The 14,215-nt window shown below is 62.7% G+C and carries 10 protein-coding genes and 1 pseudogene; 8 read left to right on the top strand and 3 right to left on the bottom strand.

Annotated elements, in window-relative coordinates; translation table 11 throughout:
• The first annotated feature begins 5 nt into the window (after positions 1-5).
• The 5 genes from hrpD6 (at position 6) to xopZ (ending at position 6,600) form a co-directional block, all read left to right on the top strand.
• Positions 6-248: an Hrp regulator HrpD6 gene (hrpD6, locus tag XpopCFBP1817_RS08875; RefSeq protein WP_128416846.1), complete on the top strand. Its 243-nt coding sequence runs from the start codon at positions 6-8 to the stop codon at positions 246-248.
• Positions 249-336: 88 nt separating this feature from the next.
• Entirely contained in the window at positions 337-618 is a 282-nt protein-coding gene (gene hrpE, locus XpopCFBP1817_RS08870) for an HrpE family protein (RefSeq protein ID WP_128416845.1), read from the top strand.
• 55 nt (positions 619-673) lie between these two features.
• Positions 674-1,156 carry a CesT family type III secretion system chaperone gene (locus XpopCFBP1817_RS08865; protein ID WP_128416844.1) on the top strand — a complete coding sequence of 161 codons (483 nt, stop codon included), beginning with the start codon at positions 674-676 and terminating at the stop codon, positions 1,154-1,156.
• 265 nt (positions 1,157-1,421) lie between these two features.
• Complete coding sequence (locus XpopCFBP1817_RS08860) at positions 1,422-2,393, top strand: pectate lyase (RefSeq protein WP_128416862.1); 972 nt, start codon at positions 1,422-1,424, stop codon at positions 2,391-2,393.
• A 247-nt stretch (positions 2,394-2,640) separates the two neighbouring features.
• Positions 2,641-6,600 (top strand): XopZ family type III secretion system effector, encoded by a 3,960-nt coding sequence (gene xopZ / locus XpopCFBP1817_RS08855; RefSeq protein ID WP_128416843.1) that lies wholly within the window; start codon positions 2,641-2,643, stop codon positions 6,598-6,600.
• A gap of 125 nt (positions 6,601-6,725) precedes the next feature.
• Here xopZ and xopF1 read toward each other — a convergent pair whose 3' ends face one another.
• A complete protein-coding gene (xopF1, locus tag XpopCFBP1817_RS08850; protein ID WP_128416842.1) occupies positions 6,726-8,735 on the bottom strand; it encodes a type III secretion system effector XopF1 in 2,010 nt (669 codons plus the stop codon).
• Positions 8,732-9,178, bottom strand: coding sequence for an Hpa3 family type III secretion system protein (gene hap3 / locus XpopCFBP1817_RS08845; protein ID WP_128416841.1), 447 nt, complete (start codon positions 9,176-9,178; stop codon positions 8,732-8,734). Before hap3 ends, xopF1 begins: the two co-directional genes overlap by 4 nt.
• Before the next feature lie 126 nt (positions 9,179-9,304).
• On the opposite strand from hap3, the pseudogene XpopCFBP1817_RS22845 reads away from it, so the two are divergent.
• Positions 9,305-9,493: pseudogene (locus XpopCFBP1817_RS22845) on the top strand (IS5/IS1182 family transposase); the annotation flags it as partial.
• 241 nt (positions 9,494-9,734) lie between these two features.
• Here the strand turns inward: XpopCFBP1817_RS22845 and XpopCFBP1817_RS08835 are convergent.
• Positions 9,735-12,593, bottom strand: coding sequence for an HrpF/NolX family T3SS translocon protein (locus tag XpopCFBP1817_RS08835; protein ID WP_128416840.1), 2,859 nt, complete (start codon positions 12,591-12,593; stop codon positions 9,735-9,737).
• Between the two features lie 536 nt (positions 12,594-13,129).
• Between XpopCFBP1817_RS08835 and XpopCFBP1817_RS21835 the strand changes: the two genes are divergently transcribed.
• Both XpopCFBP1817_RS21835 and XpopCFBP1817_RS21560 read left to right on the top strand, forming a co-directional pair.
• Positions 13,130-13,333, top strand: coding sequence for a hypothetical protein (locus tag XpopCFBP1817_RS21835; RefSeq protein WP_167393879.1), 204 nt, complete (start codon positions 13,130-13,132; stop codon positions 13,331-13,333).
• 688 nt (positions 13,334-14,021) lie between these two features.
• On the top strand, positions 14,022-14,189 hold the full coding sequence (locus tag XpopCFBP1817_RS21560) for a hypothetical protein (protein WP_158251282.1): 168 nt from the start codon (positions 14,022-14,024) through the stop codon (positions 14,187-14,189).
• Positions 14,190-14,215 lie beyond the last annotated feature (26 nt).

Genomic DNA, 14,215 nt, shown 5'->3' with positions numbered 1-14,215 from the left:
GCACCATGTTCGATGCCATGACCGAGACGGTCACCCAGGATATGAACAAAATCTTGCAGACCAAGGCGCTGGATATCTCCGGTGAGCGACTGCGCGACATTGAGGCAGCACTGCACACGACAGCGCAACAGGTCCGTGTGCACTGGTCTGCAGCGAGCGATCAGGCGGCCCGCAACGATTTCACAGTCTTACACGACGGCATCAACGCCGCGCGCGACATCGTCGCGCACATCGCCGGCATGCCTTGACCATCGATTCCTTGGTCGCCCAGACCAGGTAAAACGCGCCGACAGGCGCAGGCGCTTCATTACATTTCAACTGTTAAGGAGTCTTGATATGTCACTACTTCCAGATATTAGTTCAGTGCACTCGCGCGCCGCCCAGGGCATGGATGGCTTTAGCGCAGGCGTTTCAAATGGCATGTCCGGTGCCGCTGCAACGACGGGGGCAAGCAAGCAAATCGATTCGCTGCTCGGCGACCTGACCGCCTCGGACGAGGATCAAAAACGCATGAACAACAAGATCACCATGCTCAAGAACGACCTCGATTTCAATGTGGCGCTCAACAAGTTCATCGGCAAGGCCGGTAGCAATGCGAAAGACCTGGTCGGTCAGTAACGGCGTTTGACATGACGCAGGGCTAGTCCCCAGCCCTGCGCGTGTTGCACGGCACATGAGCAACGCCCGGTTCGAAGAGATCGTTCAACAGATGTGCGAAGCACTGGACCTGCAGGATGTGCAGGCGGTGCTCAGCAAACGCGTGCTGTGGGTGGAAGGGTTTGAAGTCTATCTGCATATGCCCGCAGCCCAGACCGACGATGAAGCAGAGCAAGCGCCGGAAGAAGAAGCGCTGTACCTACGCATCTCCTACGGCCTTGCTCCTGCGGGACGGACCTTGACGGTCTTCCGGCTGTTGCTGGAAGCCAATTTGTCGGTGTACGCACAGGACCAGGCGCAACTCGGATTGAACGATGCCGGCGTGATCGTTCTGATCGTGCGTGTTCCCCTGGACGACGACGTCGACGGCGTATGGATCTGCGATCTGCTCGCCCACTACGCCGAGCATGGACGTTACTGGAACAACAATATCTTCATTGCACACGACGAAATGTTCGAAGGAATCGCGACGGGAAATTATCTGTGGCTGCGCGCGTGAAGGTGCTCAGCCTTGCAGGCATGCCGATGTCTTCAGCGACAACATGCACGGCTGGGCAACATGCCGTCGCAACCCTGCGCATCGGCCCCAGCAGCCCGGCGCGCTGCTGGGGCCGTGATTCCCACCCGCATGACTTCATTCGCACCATCTTACATAGGGGCAATCGCCAATGAATCTCGCCATACCCTCAACTACCACTGCAAGCTTACAGCCAGCCTCATCCTCTCTTTCGCAGCAGCAAGCCTTGACCTCGGTGATCATGAGCATGCTGGCGTACTGCATGCAACGCATGCTCCAGGACATGATGCAGCCACAGGACCAGCCATCCTATGATGGTCAGCCACCGGCCAACTCCAATCCGACACCGTCGATGCAGCCCTCGAGCCCGCCCTATTCCACCAACCCCAGCGGACAAAGCGGCAGCGGTACTGGCGGTGGCAGCAACAGCAACAACAGCAACAGCAACGGCGGAACGGGAGCCGGTAGCGGCGCTTCGCCCACCAGCCCGAGTCAGCCGGTGACGCCCAGCTCTACTGGCACGCAAGCGCCAGTTCCTCCCGGCAAGGTCGTCACCGCGCCACCCGGCGTCCAGAACAAGACCATCGTGGTGCATAAGGGCGAGGTGTTCGACGGCAAGGGTCAGACCTACACGGGTGGCCCCGGCCTGGGCGATGGCTCCCAGAGCGAGCACCAGCAGCCGCTGTTCGTCGTCGAGGACGGCGGCAGCATCTGCAACGTCCACATGAACGGCGGCGGCGACGGCGTGCATTTCATAGGAAGCGGCAAGATGGTCAACTGCGTCAACGAAGATGTCAGCGAGGATGCGGTCACCATCGATGGGCAGGGCAACCGTGAGCATGATGCGGGGATTGCCGGTGGTAGCTCGGAGGTCAGCGGCCGGCCGCAGGTCGAGATCATCAATTCCACGTTCAACAACGCCTCAGACAAGGTCGTGCAGGACAACGGCGCTGCCGATGTGGTGATGTCTGGTGACACCGTCAACGGCGCCGGCAAGGTCTTCCGTACCAACGGTGGACATAACGAGATCGACACGCACCTTCAGGTCGCAAATTGCGATTTCAATCAGATCCAGGAAGCGGTGTTCCGTACCGACGCGGCCAGCGCGACGGTGAGTCTGACAAACCTGAAAACCGATGCGCCCAACGAGGTGATTGCCCCCAGCAATTCCCAGGCCAGCGGGGCGACAAGTATCAGCCATAAGGGCTACAGCGGCTGATCGCACCCTGCACTGGCGCTATGCGTCGATTGCGCCCGGCAGATGCACTGCTTCGCCGCATCTGCCGGGCACCGGCGCTGGGTGGTCTCGAGATCGCCGCACGCCAATACATCGGGTGTTGGCGCCCGGCGCCTTGGGCGCCGGTTTGCGCACACGAGCAGGATGGTGTGGGGATCCCGGGGACGCACGCTGCCTGGCCAATGGCCAGGGTGGGTACAACAGCAAGTCCACCTGCGAGGCGTCGAGCGTGACCCGCATCCGCCCTTCCACCGTGACATTCGGGCTGCCTGGCAACAGCCACAGCACAGCGCATGCTGGCACGCCGTCGCCGCACAAGCAGGCCCATCACCGACTGCATCAGCTAGATGGGCCTGCGGCCGAGTCCGAAGCACGCGCTGCAGAAGTGGATGTGGCCGCACGGGTACGTCGCTACACCGCAGCCGCAGCCGATACAGTCCAGGACACTTCTCCGCCACGCAAGGCAGGCAGGCTGCGCGGCGTGCGAAAGTCGTTGCAGAGGCTCGCCAAGTTCGCTGGCACGGCGGTCGGCATCGCCCGGCAGGCCACTCCAGACCATACGCGCATGCTGCGCTACGAAGGCACCTGTGCGCAGCCTGCGCCTCCGGCTCAGGCAGAGCCCGGCGATTGGCACGCACTCGCCCCCCTGCAGACAGCGACATTCTCCGCCTCGCAACGGCTAAGCGACGCCCGGATCGCCGTGCGCAAGGCCGAGGCGCTGGAGCGCCTGGTGCTGCTGCATCTCGATCGCCTGGAGCAGGACACCGGCTTGCATGTCAGACGCGCACCGCGCTTGGCCGACCGGGCCAACGAAACCCGCAAACGCCAACAGGTGCTGGCCACCTGGAACGCGCTGCTACGCAAACACATCGCCAGTTGCAGCGAGCGCCTGGCGCGCACCGAGCAACAGCTGCAGCAGCAACTGGACCAGCTGACGGCCATGCCCGCGCCTGCTGCAAGCGATGGTCGACCGCGCCTGCGTGACATGCTCAAGCGCGAAGCCGAGCTGGATCGCATCCGCAAGCTGCACGAGCACGCTCGCCATCTGTCCGCCCTGCGCGAGAAACAACAAGCCTCGCTGCAACGCCTGGACGTGCGCGCCGCCAGCCTCGACACCACACTGGCGCAAGCGCTGCAGTCTGCACATATCGTGGCTAGCGACCTGTTTGAGACCGCTGCGCACGCCGACGCACTGCGTGCACTGCTTCCGGCGCTATCGGGCCTCACCCAATCGCTCAAGCACGAGCTTGACACCGCAGCTGCCGACGATCTGCGCGCCAGCCAGGCGCTACGGGCCGCGTCGGATGCCCTGATTGCCGCGCAGATCGAGCAGACCGCATCCAGCACAACCGATGCCGCTGTTGCCGATGCATTGCGTCATCGCATGTCGACATGGGCGAGCGGGCTCTCCACCACGCGTTTCGGAAACCAAGCGGTGCCTGCGGCGGGAATCGTGGCCATCGCGCTTGGCGCGCTGCGCTCGGCAGTAGCCGATGTGCTCGGCGACAACCGCGCTGACGCCGCGGCGTTGCTGCTTGCCACCTTCGATCATGTCCACAACAGTACCTGGAGCGCGCTGATCCCCGCCAACCCGGAACAGCCCGAGGCCCCGCCGGGCGCGACGATGGGCGATGACTCCGCTATTCCCCGCGCAGCGATCGAGGCGGCGACAACGCACTGGCTGGAGACCATGGCGCGCGTGCCGCGCGGCCGCCAGGTGCTCGGCCAGCTGATCCAGGCACGGCACGAGCGTGCCGCCGACCCGGGCCGCCAGGACATCGCGCGCATTGCGTTGCGGGCCGATGCGCTGCTGCGCGCCGCACCTGTGGACGATACCGCCACGCGGTGCTGGCTGAGCGGTGCGCGGCGCGCAGCCGGTGTCGCCCTGCACGCGGCCGACCCGGCACACGCGCTGCACAACTGCAGTAGCGACGAACGCGCGGCCTACCATGCGCTGCGCAACGGCTACGAGTCGCGTGCTCCCGATTCGGCGTATGCGCGCGCAAACGCCCACCTGCAGGCGTTCGGCGAGGCGGTGCGCACTGCCACCTCGCCCCATCCTGCAAGCGCACACGCGAGCGCTCCCAATCCGCTGCATGCCTTGTCGGAGGGGCTGCAGGTCGCATCGGCCACCGCACTGCCGACACCGCGTCGACGCGCCAACCTGACCCTGGAGCACGCCTCGGCTGCCTTGATCGGCTACCTGGGCGCATTGCATGCAGCCCGACCGCAGGGCTGTGTTCCATCGCAGGCCGAGTTGAACTGGCAGACGGCTGCCGAACTGCTGCAGTGGGTCGATGAGGACGTGGACCGCAGCTGCGTGGTCTTCGATGCCGCCACCCTGGCACGCATCGCCGAACGTGCTGCGGCGCTGCACGGCCACCATCAGGCACAGGCCTCCCGCACCCCGGGCGGTGCAGGGGTGCAGGCAGCGCCACCGGAAGGATTGCAGCGTGCCTGGGAGCAGGTGCAGAGCGGCCGCTGCACCGCGCCAGCCGCGTTCGATCTGTTGCGTACCTGCCTGCCTGCCGCGCCGGCGGAAGACGCAGAACAGGCAGCACCGTTGCAACCGAGCGATGCCTCACCACAGGCCGCGTTGTGGCTCGCGCATGCGGATGACTGCCTGGCGTATTTCGACACCGCCATCGACAAAACCTTGCAGTTGGTGAAGCAGACCGGTGCTGGCGCCCTGACCCAGCCCGAGGCCTTGCTGGCCCTGCTGCGCGACATGCTCTCGCACCTGGAATGGCGCGATCGTTGGCGGATCACCTGCCAACGGACCTGGGGCACCAATCTCGCACCGCTTTCGGCGGCAGCCGCCATTGCGGGGTCCGCGTTCGGCATGGGCGCGCGACTGATCGCCAGCGTGCAATGCAATCGCGATGCCTCGCTGGAGTTCTACATGGGACGTACCGGTCTGTACCTGCAGATCAGTCGCCAATCCACGACACAGCGCCAGCTCGGTGCGGGCCTGACTGTCGGCTATGGCATTGCTGTGGACAGTGCCTACGCGGCAGCCGGCGTGTCGGCCGCCGCGGACTGGCGCTATCGGCGCGACGTCGGCGTGGAAGACGGCCTGCAGATCCGTATCCCCCGGCTGGGCAAGGGCCGCGAGCCGGAGCTGCTGCAGGCGTTTTTGAGCATGCTGGAGCATCTGGTGCGCCGCGCAACACCCGATCATCCAGAACAGCGACATGGCACGGACTGGATGCATGCGTTGCTGACCGAGCATCCAGAGGCCAGCGTCGGGCTGATCGACCAAGCCGCACGCGTCAGTCAGGGAACCGAATGCAGCGCCAGCGTCAGCGCCGGCCTGCGCGCAGGCGATACGCATGGCCGCCGTGCGGGTGGCTCGCTCGGGCTCGGCGTCAAATCGCGCCAGGACCTCGGCTGGACATCGACGACCGTGGCCGGCTACATGACCACGCAGTATTGCGACGCCACTGCCGCACACCGGGTGGAAGCGGCCGCGCGCCTGACGGCCGGCGTGCAACTGGCTCTTGCCCAGCATCGAGATGGCGCATCGGCGACGCCTGCGGCCAGCACCACGGTCTCGGCGATCGATGCTGGCTATGCCGCCGAAGCGAGCGCGGACGTGGCCACCGCGTTCTGCACGCTGTTCCAGTTCGGTGGCGAAATCGATCCGGTTCGCAGCGACCGCGCGACCGACTTTGCGCAGTTCGCGCCATTCGAACGCTTGGTACGCAGCCGGTGGGAGCGCTGGGCCGACTACGGCCTGGTCAAGCTGGGCAACGACGTCGACCAGACCCTGCAGCCGGTGCTGGCAGAGCTGCAACTGGAGCATTTCATGCAGCAAGCCAAGCGCTTCGCCGATGGCAACGCGCTGGCCGCGCTGTTCGCCGACGAGGCGTTACGCAGCGAGGCTGCGCCGCTGCTGGACGTGCACCAGGCACTTGCACTGGTGGCGCAGGATGCTGGTGACGACGCGCGTGCACTCGCCGAGCGTACCGCCTTCGACGCGTTGCTACAGCAGCCCGCCGTGTGGGAGCCGACGTTGCTGCTGGTCCGCGAGAAGGCGAAACTGACCGAAGAACGTGGCGTGGACTTCATCGTCAAGCGCCAGCGCAACCGCATTGCCGAGGCTATGCGCACGGTCGGTCAGTGGCCGGCGTACGAAGCGGTGCCGCGCGCCGCACCGCCCCGTTCCATCCCCACTGATCGCACATGAGCAGCGCACTAGGCTGGCACCGCGACCGCGACCGCGACCGCGACAACATGCGACGGACGCAGCGGCGGCTTTGCCTGTCGTTGCGGCGTGCAATACGCAAGTGGATCAACTGCGGGGTCGAGCGCTCACGGCCCGCCATTTTCCCACTGGCGAAGTTCCTCGCTCTCGTGCATTGCACGCCTGAGCGTCCTTAATTCGGTATTCAGCATATTGGTCAGGTCGTTGCGTGTCACTCCGCTTAACATCGCCGCCCACGCGTCGTCAAGCTGATCGAGCACAGTGTCGATGGTCGCGATCGAGATGGACTGCGTGCCGATTTCCATGCGCAATTGCTCCAGGGCTTCACGCAACATCCCCGCCAGCAGCCCCGGTGCAGGCGCAAGCGGCTCCCCCTCCTCCAGGGCGCGCGCAATATTCGCCGGTGTCGGCGCCGAAAACATCGCGATCGCCTCGTCGATCGGTTCGGTCAGCGCCTGAAGGGTGCGTGCGATGGTGCGTTGATGATTGGTTGCGGCGACGGCACGTTCCTGATCCAGTCGCGTCGCCTGGGTGGTGTTGGCGCCGTTCTTGGCCTTGAGCGCTTTCCAGAGCGTATCGCCGAACAGGGTCTGCGCCGCCTGTTGCACGACCGTCGCGGTGGAGTTGGCGGCTTCGCCCGCAACGCTGCCGTTTTCGTTTCCGCCACGCAAGGGCGCAGCGATCAGGCGGCCGGCCCCGAGCGCGGCGAAATTGGCCAGCATGTTGCTGAGCACGTGACGGCCCAGCACATCGCGTACCGCAGTCGTGATCGCGTTGGTGGTGCTCAAGGCCTGCCTGGCCAACGCCAGGGCTTCTATCCCGGTCTCCAGCAGATAGTTGGGGGCGAAACGCACAGCGTCGGACCATTGCGCAGGCCGCCGCACCTTGTCCGGCAATGCAAGCGAAAACAGATTCAACCGCTGCTGTCCGCCAAGCAGGTCGGGGACGCTCATCTGGCCGGTACGCGCAACGGCCTTGCCGGTTTCGAGCACCGCCTTCTGCACGACCCCTACCCCGCCAGTGGCGAGCGCGCTCAACCCCAGTTGGCCAGCCGGTGTGCCCGTGCCCGGGGTGTCGGAGGTCCGCCGCGCCGCGTTGAATCCTGCATTGATCGTCGGCTTGAGCAACAAGATGTCCAAGGACTTGTCGTCCAGGGTCGATTGCCAGTGAGTGAGGCCCGCACGCAGGTCGTAGGTCTGCGCCTTGAGCTCGGCAAGCGTTGCGGTGCTGCCCTCGCCGGGGCGCTTGAAACGCTTGCCTTCGGCGGTGATTTCCAGCAGGACCGGCGGCGGATCGTGCACCAGGATCTTGGGGTCGATGGCCTGGAAGCGCGGCAGGTTGGCAACGCGCGCGCGCCGATCCATTGCCGGGATCAGCAACGTATCGCCGGTATAGGACGCCAGGCCCGCCACCGCGCTGGAAAGCGTCGCAGTACTCAGCGTCTCCGATCCTTGCGGACGCGTGCGGTCGTAGGCTGTGCCCGCCGCAAGACCGAACGGGGTTCGCATCGTGCCGATGATGAAGGACCTGATGCACTCGTAAGCGATCGGCAACGTTGCCTTTGCGCCCTCCGCCTTCATATCGCCGACGACCTGGTATCCGGCATCCGGCCCGAACGCCGCGATGCGTTCCTGCAGGCGTGCGTCTGCCCATTCCAGATACGCGGCCTGCCGCGTCTCCTGCTCCTGCGAGGGCCCTGCAAATGGCAGTACGCCCAGGCGTAGACGTATCTGCCCCTTCTCACGATCGACCGCCAGTGCGCTGCGTTCGGCGTAGGTCGCAGCAGACGCGTGTGATGACACGCCGTCGAATGCGGACAAACTCATGCGCCTGCTATGGAACGTGGCATCAGAGGTGTCCAAGCTCTCCGAGGAATCCAAGCGCTGTAATGCGTCACGGGAGTACTCTGCACGGCCGGTGTCGGTCACCCCGCGACGCGAAAGCGCCGCGCGAAGGCCGCGTAGCCCCGGGCCAGGAGAGTGCAGGCCTTCCAGCGGCCCGGGTGGTAACCGCGTCTCTTGCGATACGGTGGGCTCCTCCGCCTGCGGTTGATGTGCGTGGGCGGCAAACGCCGGGCGGATGTCGGAAGGGCCGGCGATGTCGCGTGAGAGCTTCATGAGGCCACCTCGGCCGCGCTGCCGGCCTGCGCCACCAGCGCGTCCAGCACCACACGGGCAACCACTTGCCCGCGCTCCAGCGCGGTGGCCACGGCATCGGGCGTGCGCTCAAGCAACAGCGGGCAGACGCATAGCAGGCCAAGATCCGAGAGCGTGAGCCGCCAGCCGTATTGCGTCAGCAATTGTTCCTGCAGCGCCAGCAGCGTCACCACGTCATTGCCGCCGAGCTCGCGTGCGGCCAGTGGCAGGATCACTTCCGGAAATGCCGTCATTTCGCCCTGCTGTATCTGCGGGTGGACACGGCACAGCATGCCCGCAGGCCCAAGGATGGTTTCGCCTTCGCAGAGTCGCTGCGCAAGCTCGCCAGGCAACCCGAGGCAGGCGCCCAGACCGATGAAAAACGCGGTGTTGGCTGGGCGGTGATTTCCTGATTCCAACGTCATCTGAACTCTCCGGTGGAGAAAATGCGATGCGCTGTCATTGCACCAGTTTGAAAGGACACAGGGTGGTCTCGAGACTCAACCGCAGACCTCAATTTTTATCTGGCACTGAATTGCGGGGAGTCGACAGTCGAACGAAACCGCAACCGCAACAAGTCCAGGATCCGGGCGCGATTGGAGTACATGTTTGCTGCGGTGAAGCTGTTATGGTGCTTTGCCAAAGTGCGTTATCGATGCCTGGAGAACAATGCCAACCGCAGCTTCGTGCCGCTGGGGTTGGCGAACCTGTCTCTGGCGCGCGGTCGATTGCCGGCTTAGACACGCCTGCTGGGCGCTATGAGGCCGAAAAGGCGACCCCAAGCGCGCCGAACGGGCACATATACGATCTTGATCATGCGAACAACACAGCGGAACTGTCACAGCCCATCATTCACCAGGGCGCAGCTAACTGGTCAGCATTGCCTTAATGTTACACGTTTTCGTTCCGCATTTGCCTGACCAATCGAGCGATTCCGTTGATTGCATTCCGTTGCACCAGGTGATCGCTCGAGAACGATCGTTACTTACGGCGTCCCCTTAAAATTTTTAAACTGTCGAGGTTTTTTTTCGTATCTGCAGCGAAATTGTCGTAAACGCCCTGCGGGATCCTCTGTTGCCCCATTACCGGCAGCCCGCCTGATTCTTCCAGCCGATGGCGTATTTCTCCTTCTTTTTTCTTCTTATCCAATCGTGTCTCTTCATAATGCAAGCCTGCCAAAACGGGCATTTTGAGAATTTGAGTCGAATGGCCAATGGCTTCCCCTCCTGTATATTTTTTCATGTTTGACTTGACGCGCTGTAGCACCCTGGGTTTCGGCTTTGCTGCTTGCCTCGTTGCTTCCGCTTTGGCCGCCGCCTTGGCCGCCGCCCTGGCTGCAGCCTTGTCCGCCCCGTTTTCCAATGCCGCCTTGCCTGCCGCCTTGCCTGCCGCCTTGACGGCTTCCTTACTTGTTGCCTTGGCTCCGACTCTGACCGAGGCCCCACCGATGGCACCCACCGCCGCAGCGGCCATGTTGATGCCGGCGAGTTCCCACGCGAGTGACATGTTGCCACCTTGCATTGCGGTGTCGATCACCTGTGCTGCCTGCGCTTCGCTCTCACATCCCACCGCTAGTACATCGGCAATCTCGCCGACCACGGGGATGAAGTTCAGTGCACTGAGTCCTATAGAGATCCCGTCCATGATCTTGCTGTCCCACTTGAGGAACTGATGCGCGCCTTTGCCCAAGGTACCGATGTCCTTTTTTTTCTTCTTGATCTCGGGTTGATCGGCTTTGCCCATCAACATGTCCGCGACAGCCTTCTCCTGGTCGGGCGCTGTGGCCGCGTGCGTGGGCGATTTATCCACGGTCTTGTTGGCCAACGTCATATGATCGTAGAACTGATGAAAGTCCTTCTTGCTGATCTTGCCTGAGTCGACGACATGGCCACCGCCCAAGAAGCTTTTGGGCTTCCTGTAGCCGGTGATCGCGTTGTTCAACAGGCCAAACAGCAGCGGGTCGCCCAACAGCTGTTTGGCGGCGTCGCGCACTGCGGGGTCGGCTTTGTCGTCTTTGATGATCGTGTCGAGCTTGTTGCGGGTCACCTCTTTGCCGTCGCCGAAGAATGCGTCCTGGTGGCTGTTGATGGTGTCTAGCGTTTTCAGTTCAGGCGCGGTCAGGTGCATCTGCGATGAGGATTTCTGCAGGAGATCCACGGTGCTCATCTGGCCCGAGTCTCCCGCCAGCGCCTTCCACTGATCGGGGTGCTCACGAAAATATTGCGCGGCGGCGATGACCTGCGGCGGGCATTTCTTGGTTCCGCTTTCGCCTTCGACCAATTGCTTTAACGCGTCCTGGTTTAGATCCTTCGGCAGATAGTCCGAGTAGCGATAGAGCTCGCGCATCGCGTCGCTTTCGGTCATGACCGTCGGCTTGGTCTTGTCCGGGCTGTCCGACGCCATATAGTTTTGCGTGTAGCCCTTGGCTTGCTTCTCGGCATACTGGGCGACCTGCGCGTGTTTTTCAGGTACTGAAAAGCGTGTGATATCCTTGTCAGTAAATTTGCCATCGCAGCTCCCTTTGCTGCCCTGCGAGCCGATTGCATGGAAAAGAGCTGGATCTTGCTGTAAATCTGCGAACGCTTTCTGCAGATCCGGCGGGGTGGCGGGATCCTTCGACCGGGCATCGAGATCCTCCCACTTGACTGGGCACTTGTCCTTGTGGCGATTCAGTGTTGCAACAATCTCCAGTTCATTCTGCGTGAGCGTCCCGCCATCCCAAGTCACCGAAGAGCCGTCCACTGGTGGCGGCAGGCCGCGCCCTTTGATTTTTTCCGGGTTGTAGGTCGCGTTCTTACCGCCCAGTGCAGTCACCTGGGAATGGCGATCAGCAAAGTCGTAGAGGTTGGCCGCAATGAGCGTACCGTTGCACTTGCCCTGGTCCTCGTGGTGGTGCTTGCCGTGGCCCTGGGATGCCATCGCGAAGAACAGGCCAGGATCTTGCTGTAGGCCTTGCAGCGCTTTTTTCAGGTCGGGCGGAGTGGCTGGATCTTTGATCTTTTCATCGAGCTTGGCGAACTCGATCGGCGTCATGTCGCGATGCTGATTGAGCGTGGAGACGATTTCAAGCTGGGACTGCGTGAGCTTGCCGCCGTCCCAGGTCACCGTTGAGCCCTCTGCCGCTGGCGGCGGAGTCGATCCCTTGATTTTTTCGGGATTGTAGGTGGCGTTCTTCCCGCCCAGCGCCGTCACCTGTGGGTGACGGTCGGTAAAGTCGTAAAGATTGTCGGCGATGAGGCTACCGTTGCACTTGCCCTGGTCCTCATGGTGGTGCTTGCCGTGGCCCTGGGATGCCATGGCGAAGAACAGGCCAGGATCTTGCTGCAGGCCTTGCAGCGCTTTTTTCAGGTCGGGCGGAGTGGCTGGATCGCTAATCTTTTCGTCGAGCTTGGCGAACTCAATCGGCATCTTGTCTCGATGCTGATTGAGCGTGGAGACGATCTGAAGCTGAGACGGAGTCAGCGTGCCGCCGTCCCAGGTCACCGATGACCCCTGCATGGCTGGTGGCGCGTTGGAACCCTTGATGTCCTTGGCATCGAACGGGGTCGGCAGCGTCGGCCAGGACGTGCGTTTCTCGATCGGCTGGCTGGCCTGAATGTCGTCCGCTGAAGGCGTGGCGAACCCCGGCATGGCGCTGCCTGGCCTACTGACTGGCGTATTGCCGTAGGTGGCGGCAATCAAGTTGTAAATCTGCTGCAAAAACAGATTGTCCATCGCCAGCAACAGATCGGAGTCATTCATGGCCGAATCGGATCCGAGCAAGTCCGGGGACGACGCGTCATCCGTTTGAGGTAGAAACAGACCGGAGGTGCTCCCGGTCGAAAGCGTATTGAGCGACATGTATGCGGCCTCTCAGTGGCAAAGCAGGACAGAGCAGGACAGAACAGCTGCATATGAATGCATGCTCATAAAGTCATACGGGCATGTCTCATGCGGCAGGCACAAATGTTGCCACTCCCGGTACGGGATGCATGCACCGATGAACTATTTTGGCGAAAAAAACGCAAAAAATGGAGCGCCGGCGACATCCTTAACCACATCAGCTTAGGGATGCGGGGGTTCATAAGCAGCTGCCGTTCTTGTCATGGACTAGAGCGCGTGATGAACTTCAAGTCGATGCGGCTATCTTAGCGAGACCTGATTCGCCCTGACTCTCACGTTGTGGAAATCGCTTAACGCACGCAGAACCGGCTCCGGACAAGGCTTGCATTGCATCATGGCCGTGGCAAATCGTGGCAGCAGCTCGCGCAGTTGGAATCCTCGATTGAAGCGGTAAGCGGCTTCAGCCAGATTTTGTTCTCCGACGCGCGTAAGGACTGACGACCATGCGCGCCGGTGAAGTAGAGCAGAGGTGTCTTGCCGATGCAGGTGAGCCCATGCATGCCCTGCGCGCGCCGGTGGTGTTGAAGGCAGTGGAAGCGTTGACGGCAGGCTGCCGGTTGACCCTGATGGAGCTGGCTCGCCGCTGGCCCGGTGCTGAGCGCGTGCGCGCACCGCGCAGAGCGCTGGATGGTTTGTTGAGCAACCATCACCTGCACGCGGAGTGCTTATCACTGCATGCGGCGATGGCGCGCTGGTGAGTGCGCGGCCCGCGTGCTTTGATCGTGATCGACAAACGAAAACTCGATGCAACGCTGCGCATCGGACGCGAAGCCCTGCTCAGGTGCTGGCCGATGGAACCCACCAGCCAATGGCTGGCGCGATGACGCACACTGCCCAAGCACGTCTACAACCAGAGGGTCGTGGGTTGAAAAACGTGGAGATACCTCAGAACCTGACCCTCGCTTCCGAGTGCCACTTGATTGATAGCTAGATGCCGCAGTGTTTTATCGCGCTGAAAGCCGACCAGGTCGGACACTTGCTGATTGGACGCGTAAGGGGGCCAGAACCGGGGCGTCTTTGCAGACAGGGCCTGGTTCGCGTAGTGGCGCAACGTCTTCGCTTCCGCGCAGCGATGGTCATCACGGGGAAGTAGCCTGGATTTATAGGTGACCATTCAGTACCGCTGATTCCGCAGGGTATCTCTCCATGTTCAATGTGAACCGCTTATTTCGCTCTCGCCCGTTTCGCTCTCGCCCGCGAACCGACACCACCGAGCGCACACCAGCCCAAGAGACGACACCACGCGAACCGTCCGGTGCGGTGAATGGCTTGCTCGGCCCGCTACTCGCGCGGCCGCGGCGGCGCGGAAACACGCCGGTGGCCGACACCTTGCCGCCCAGAAGTCAGGAGGGACGGCGCCCTTTACGGTCACCTCTGCATTCGTCGATGCAACCGGTTGCGCTAGCTGGAGCGTCTTCTGCACCACCGGGCAGCGTAGGGCGCGACATCGACGATTGGCTCGTGCGCAGCCTGCCGATGGCAGAGCAGATCAATACCGGCTACAAGGGCACCTCGAACAACCAAGTCGTAGCCGTGGTGACACGCACTGGATGATGACCATACCTTCAAAAAATCAGCGA

This window comes from Xanthomonas populi, from assembly GCF_002940065.1.
GTDB lineage: Bacteria > Pseudomonadota > Gammaproteobacteria > Xanthomonadales > Xanthomonadaceae > Xanthomonas > Xanthomonas populi.
The sequence above is the reverse complement of the archived record's forward strand: the minus strand, read 5'-3'. Positions and strand labels throughout refer to the sequence as shown.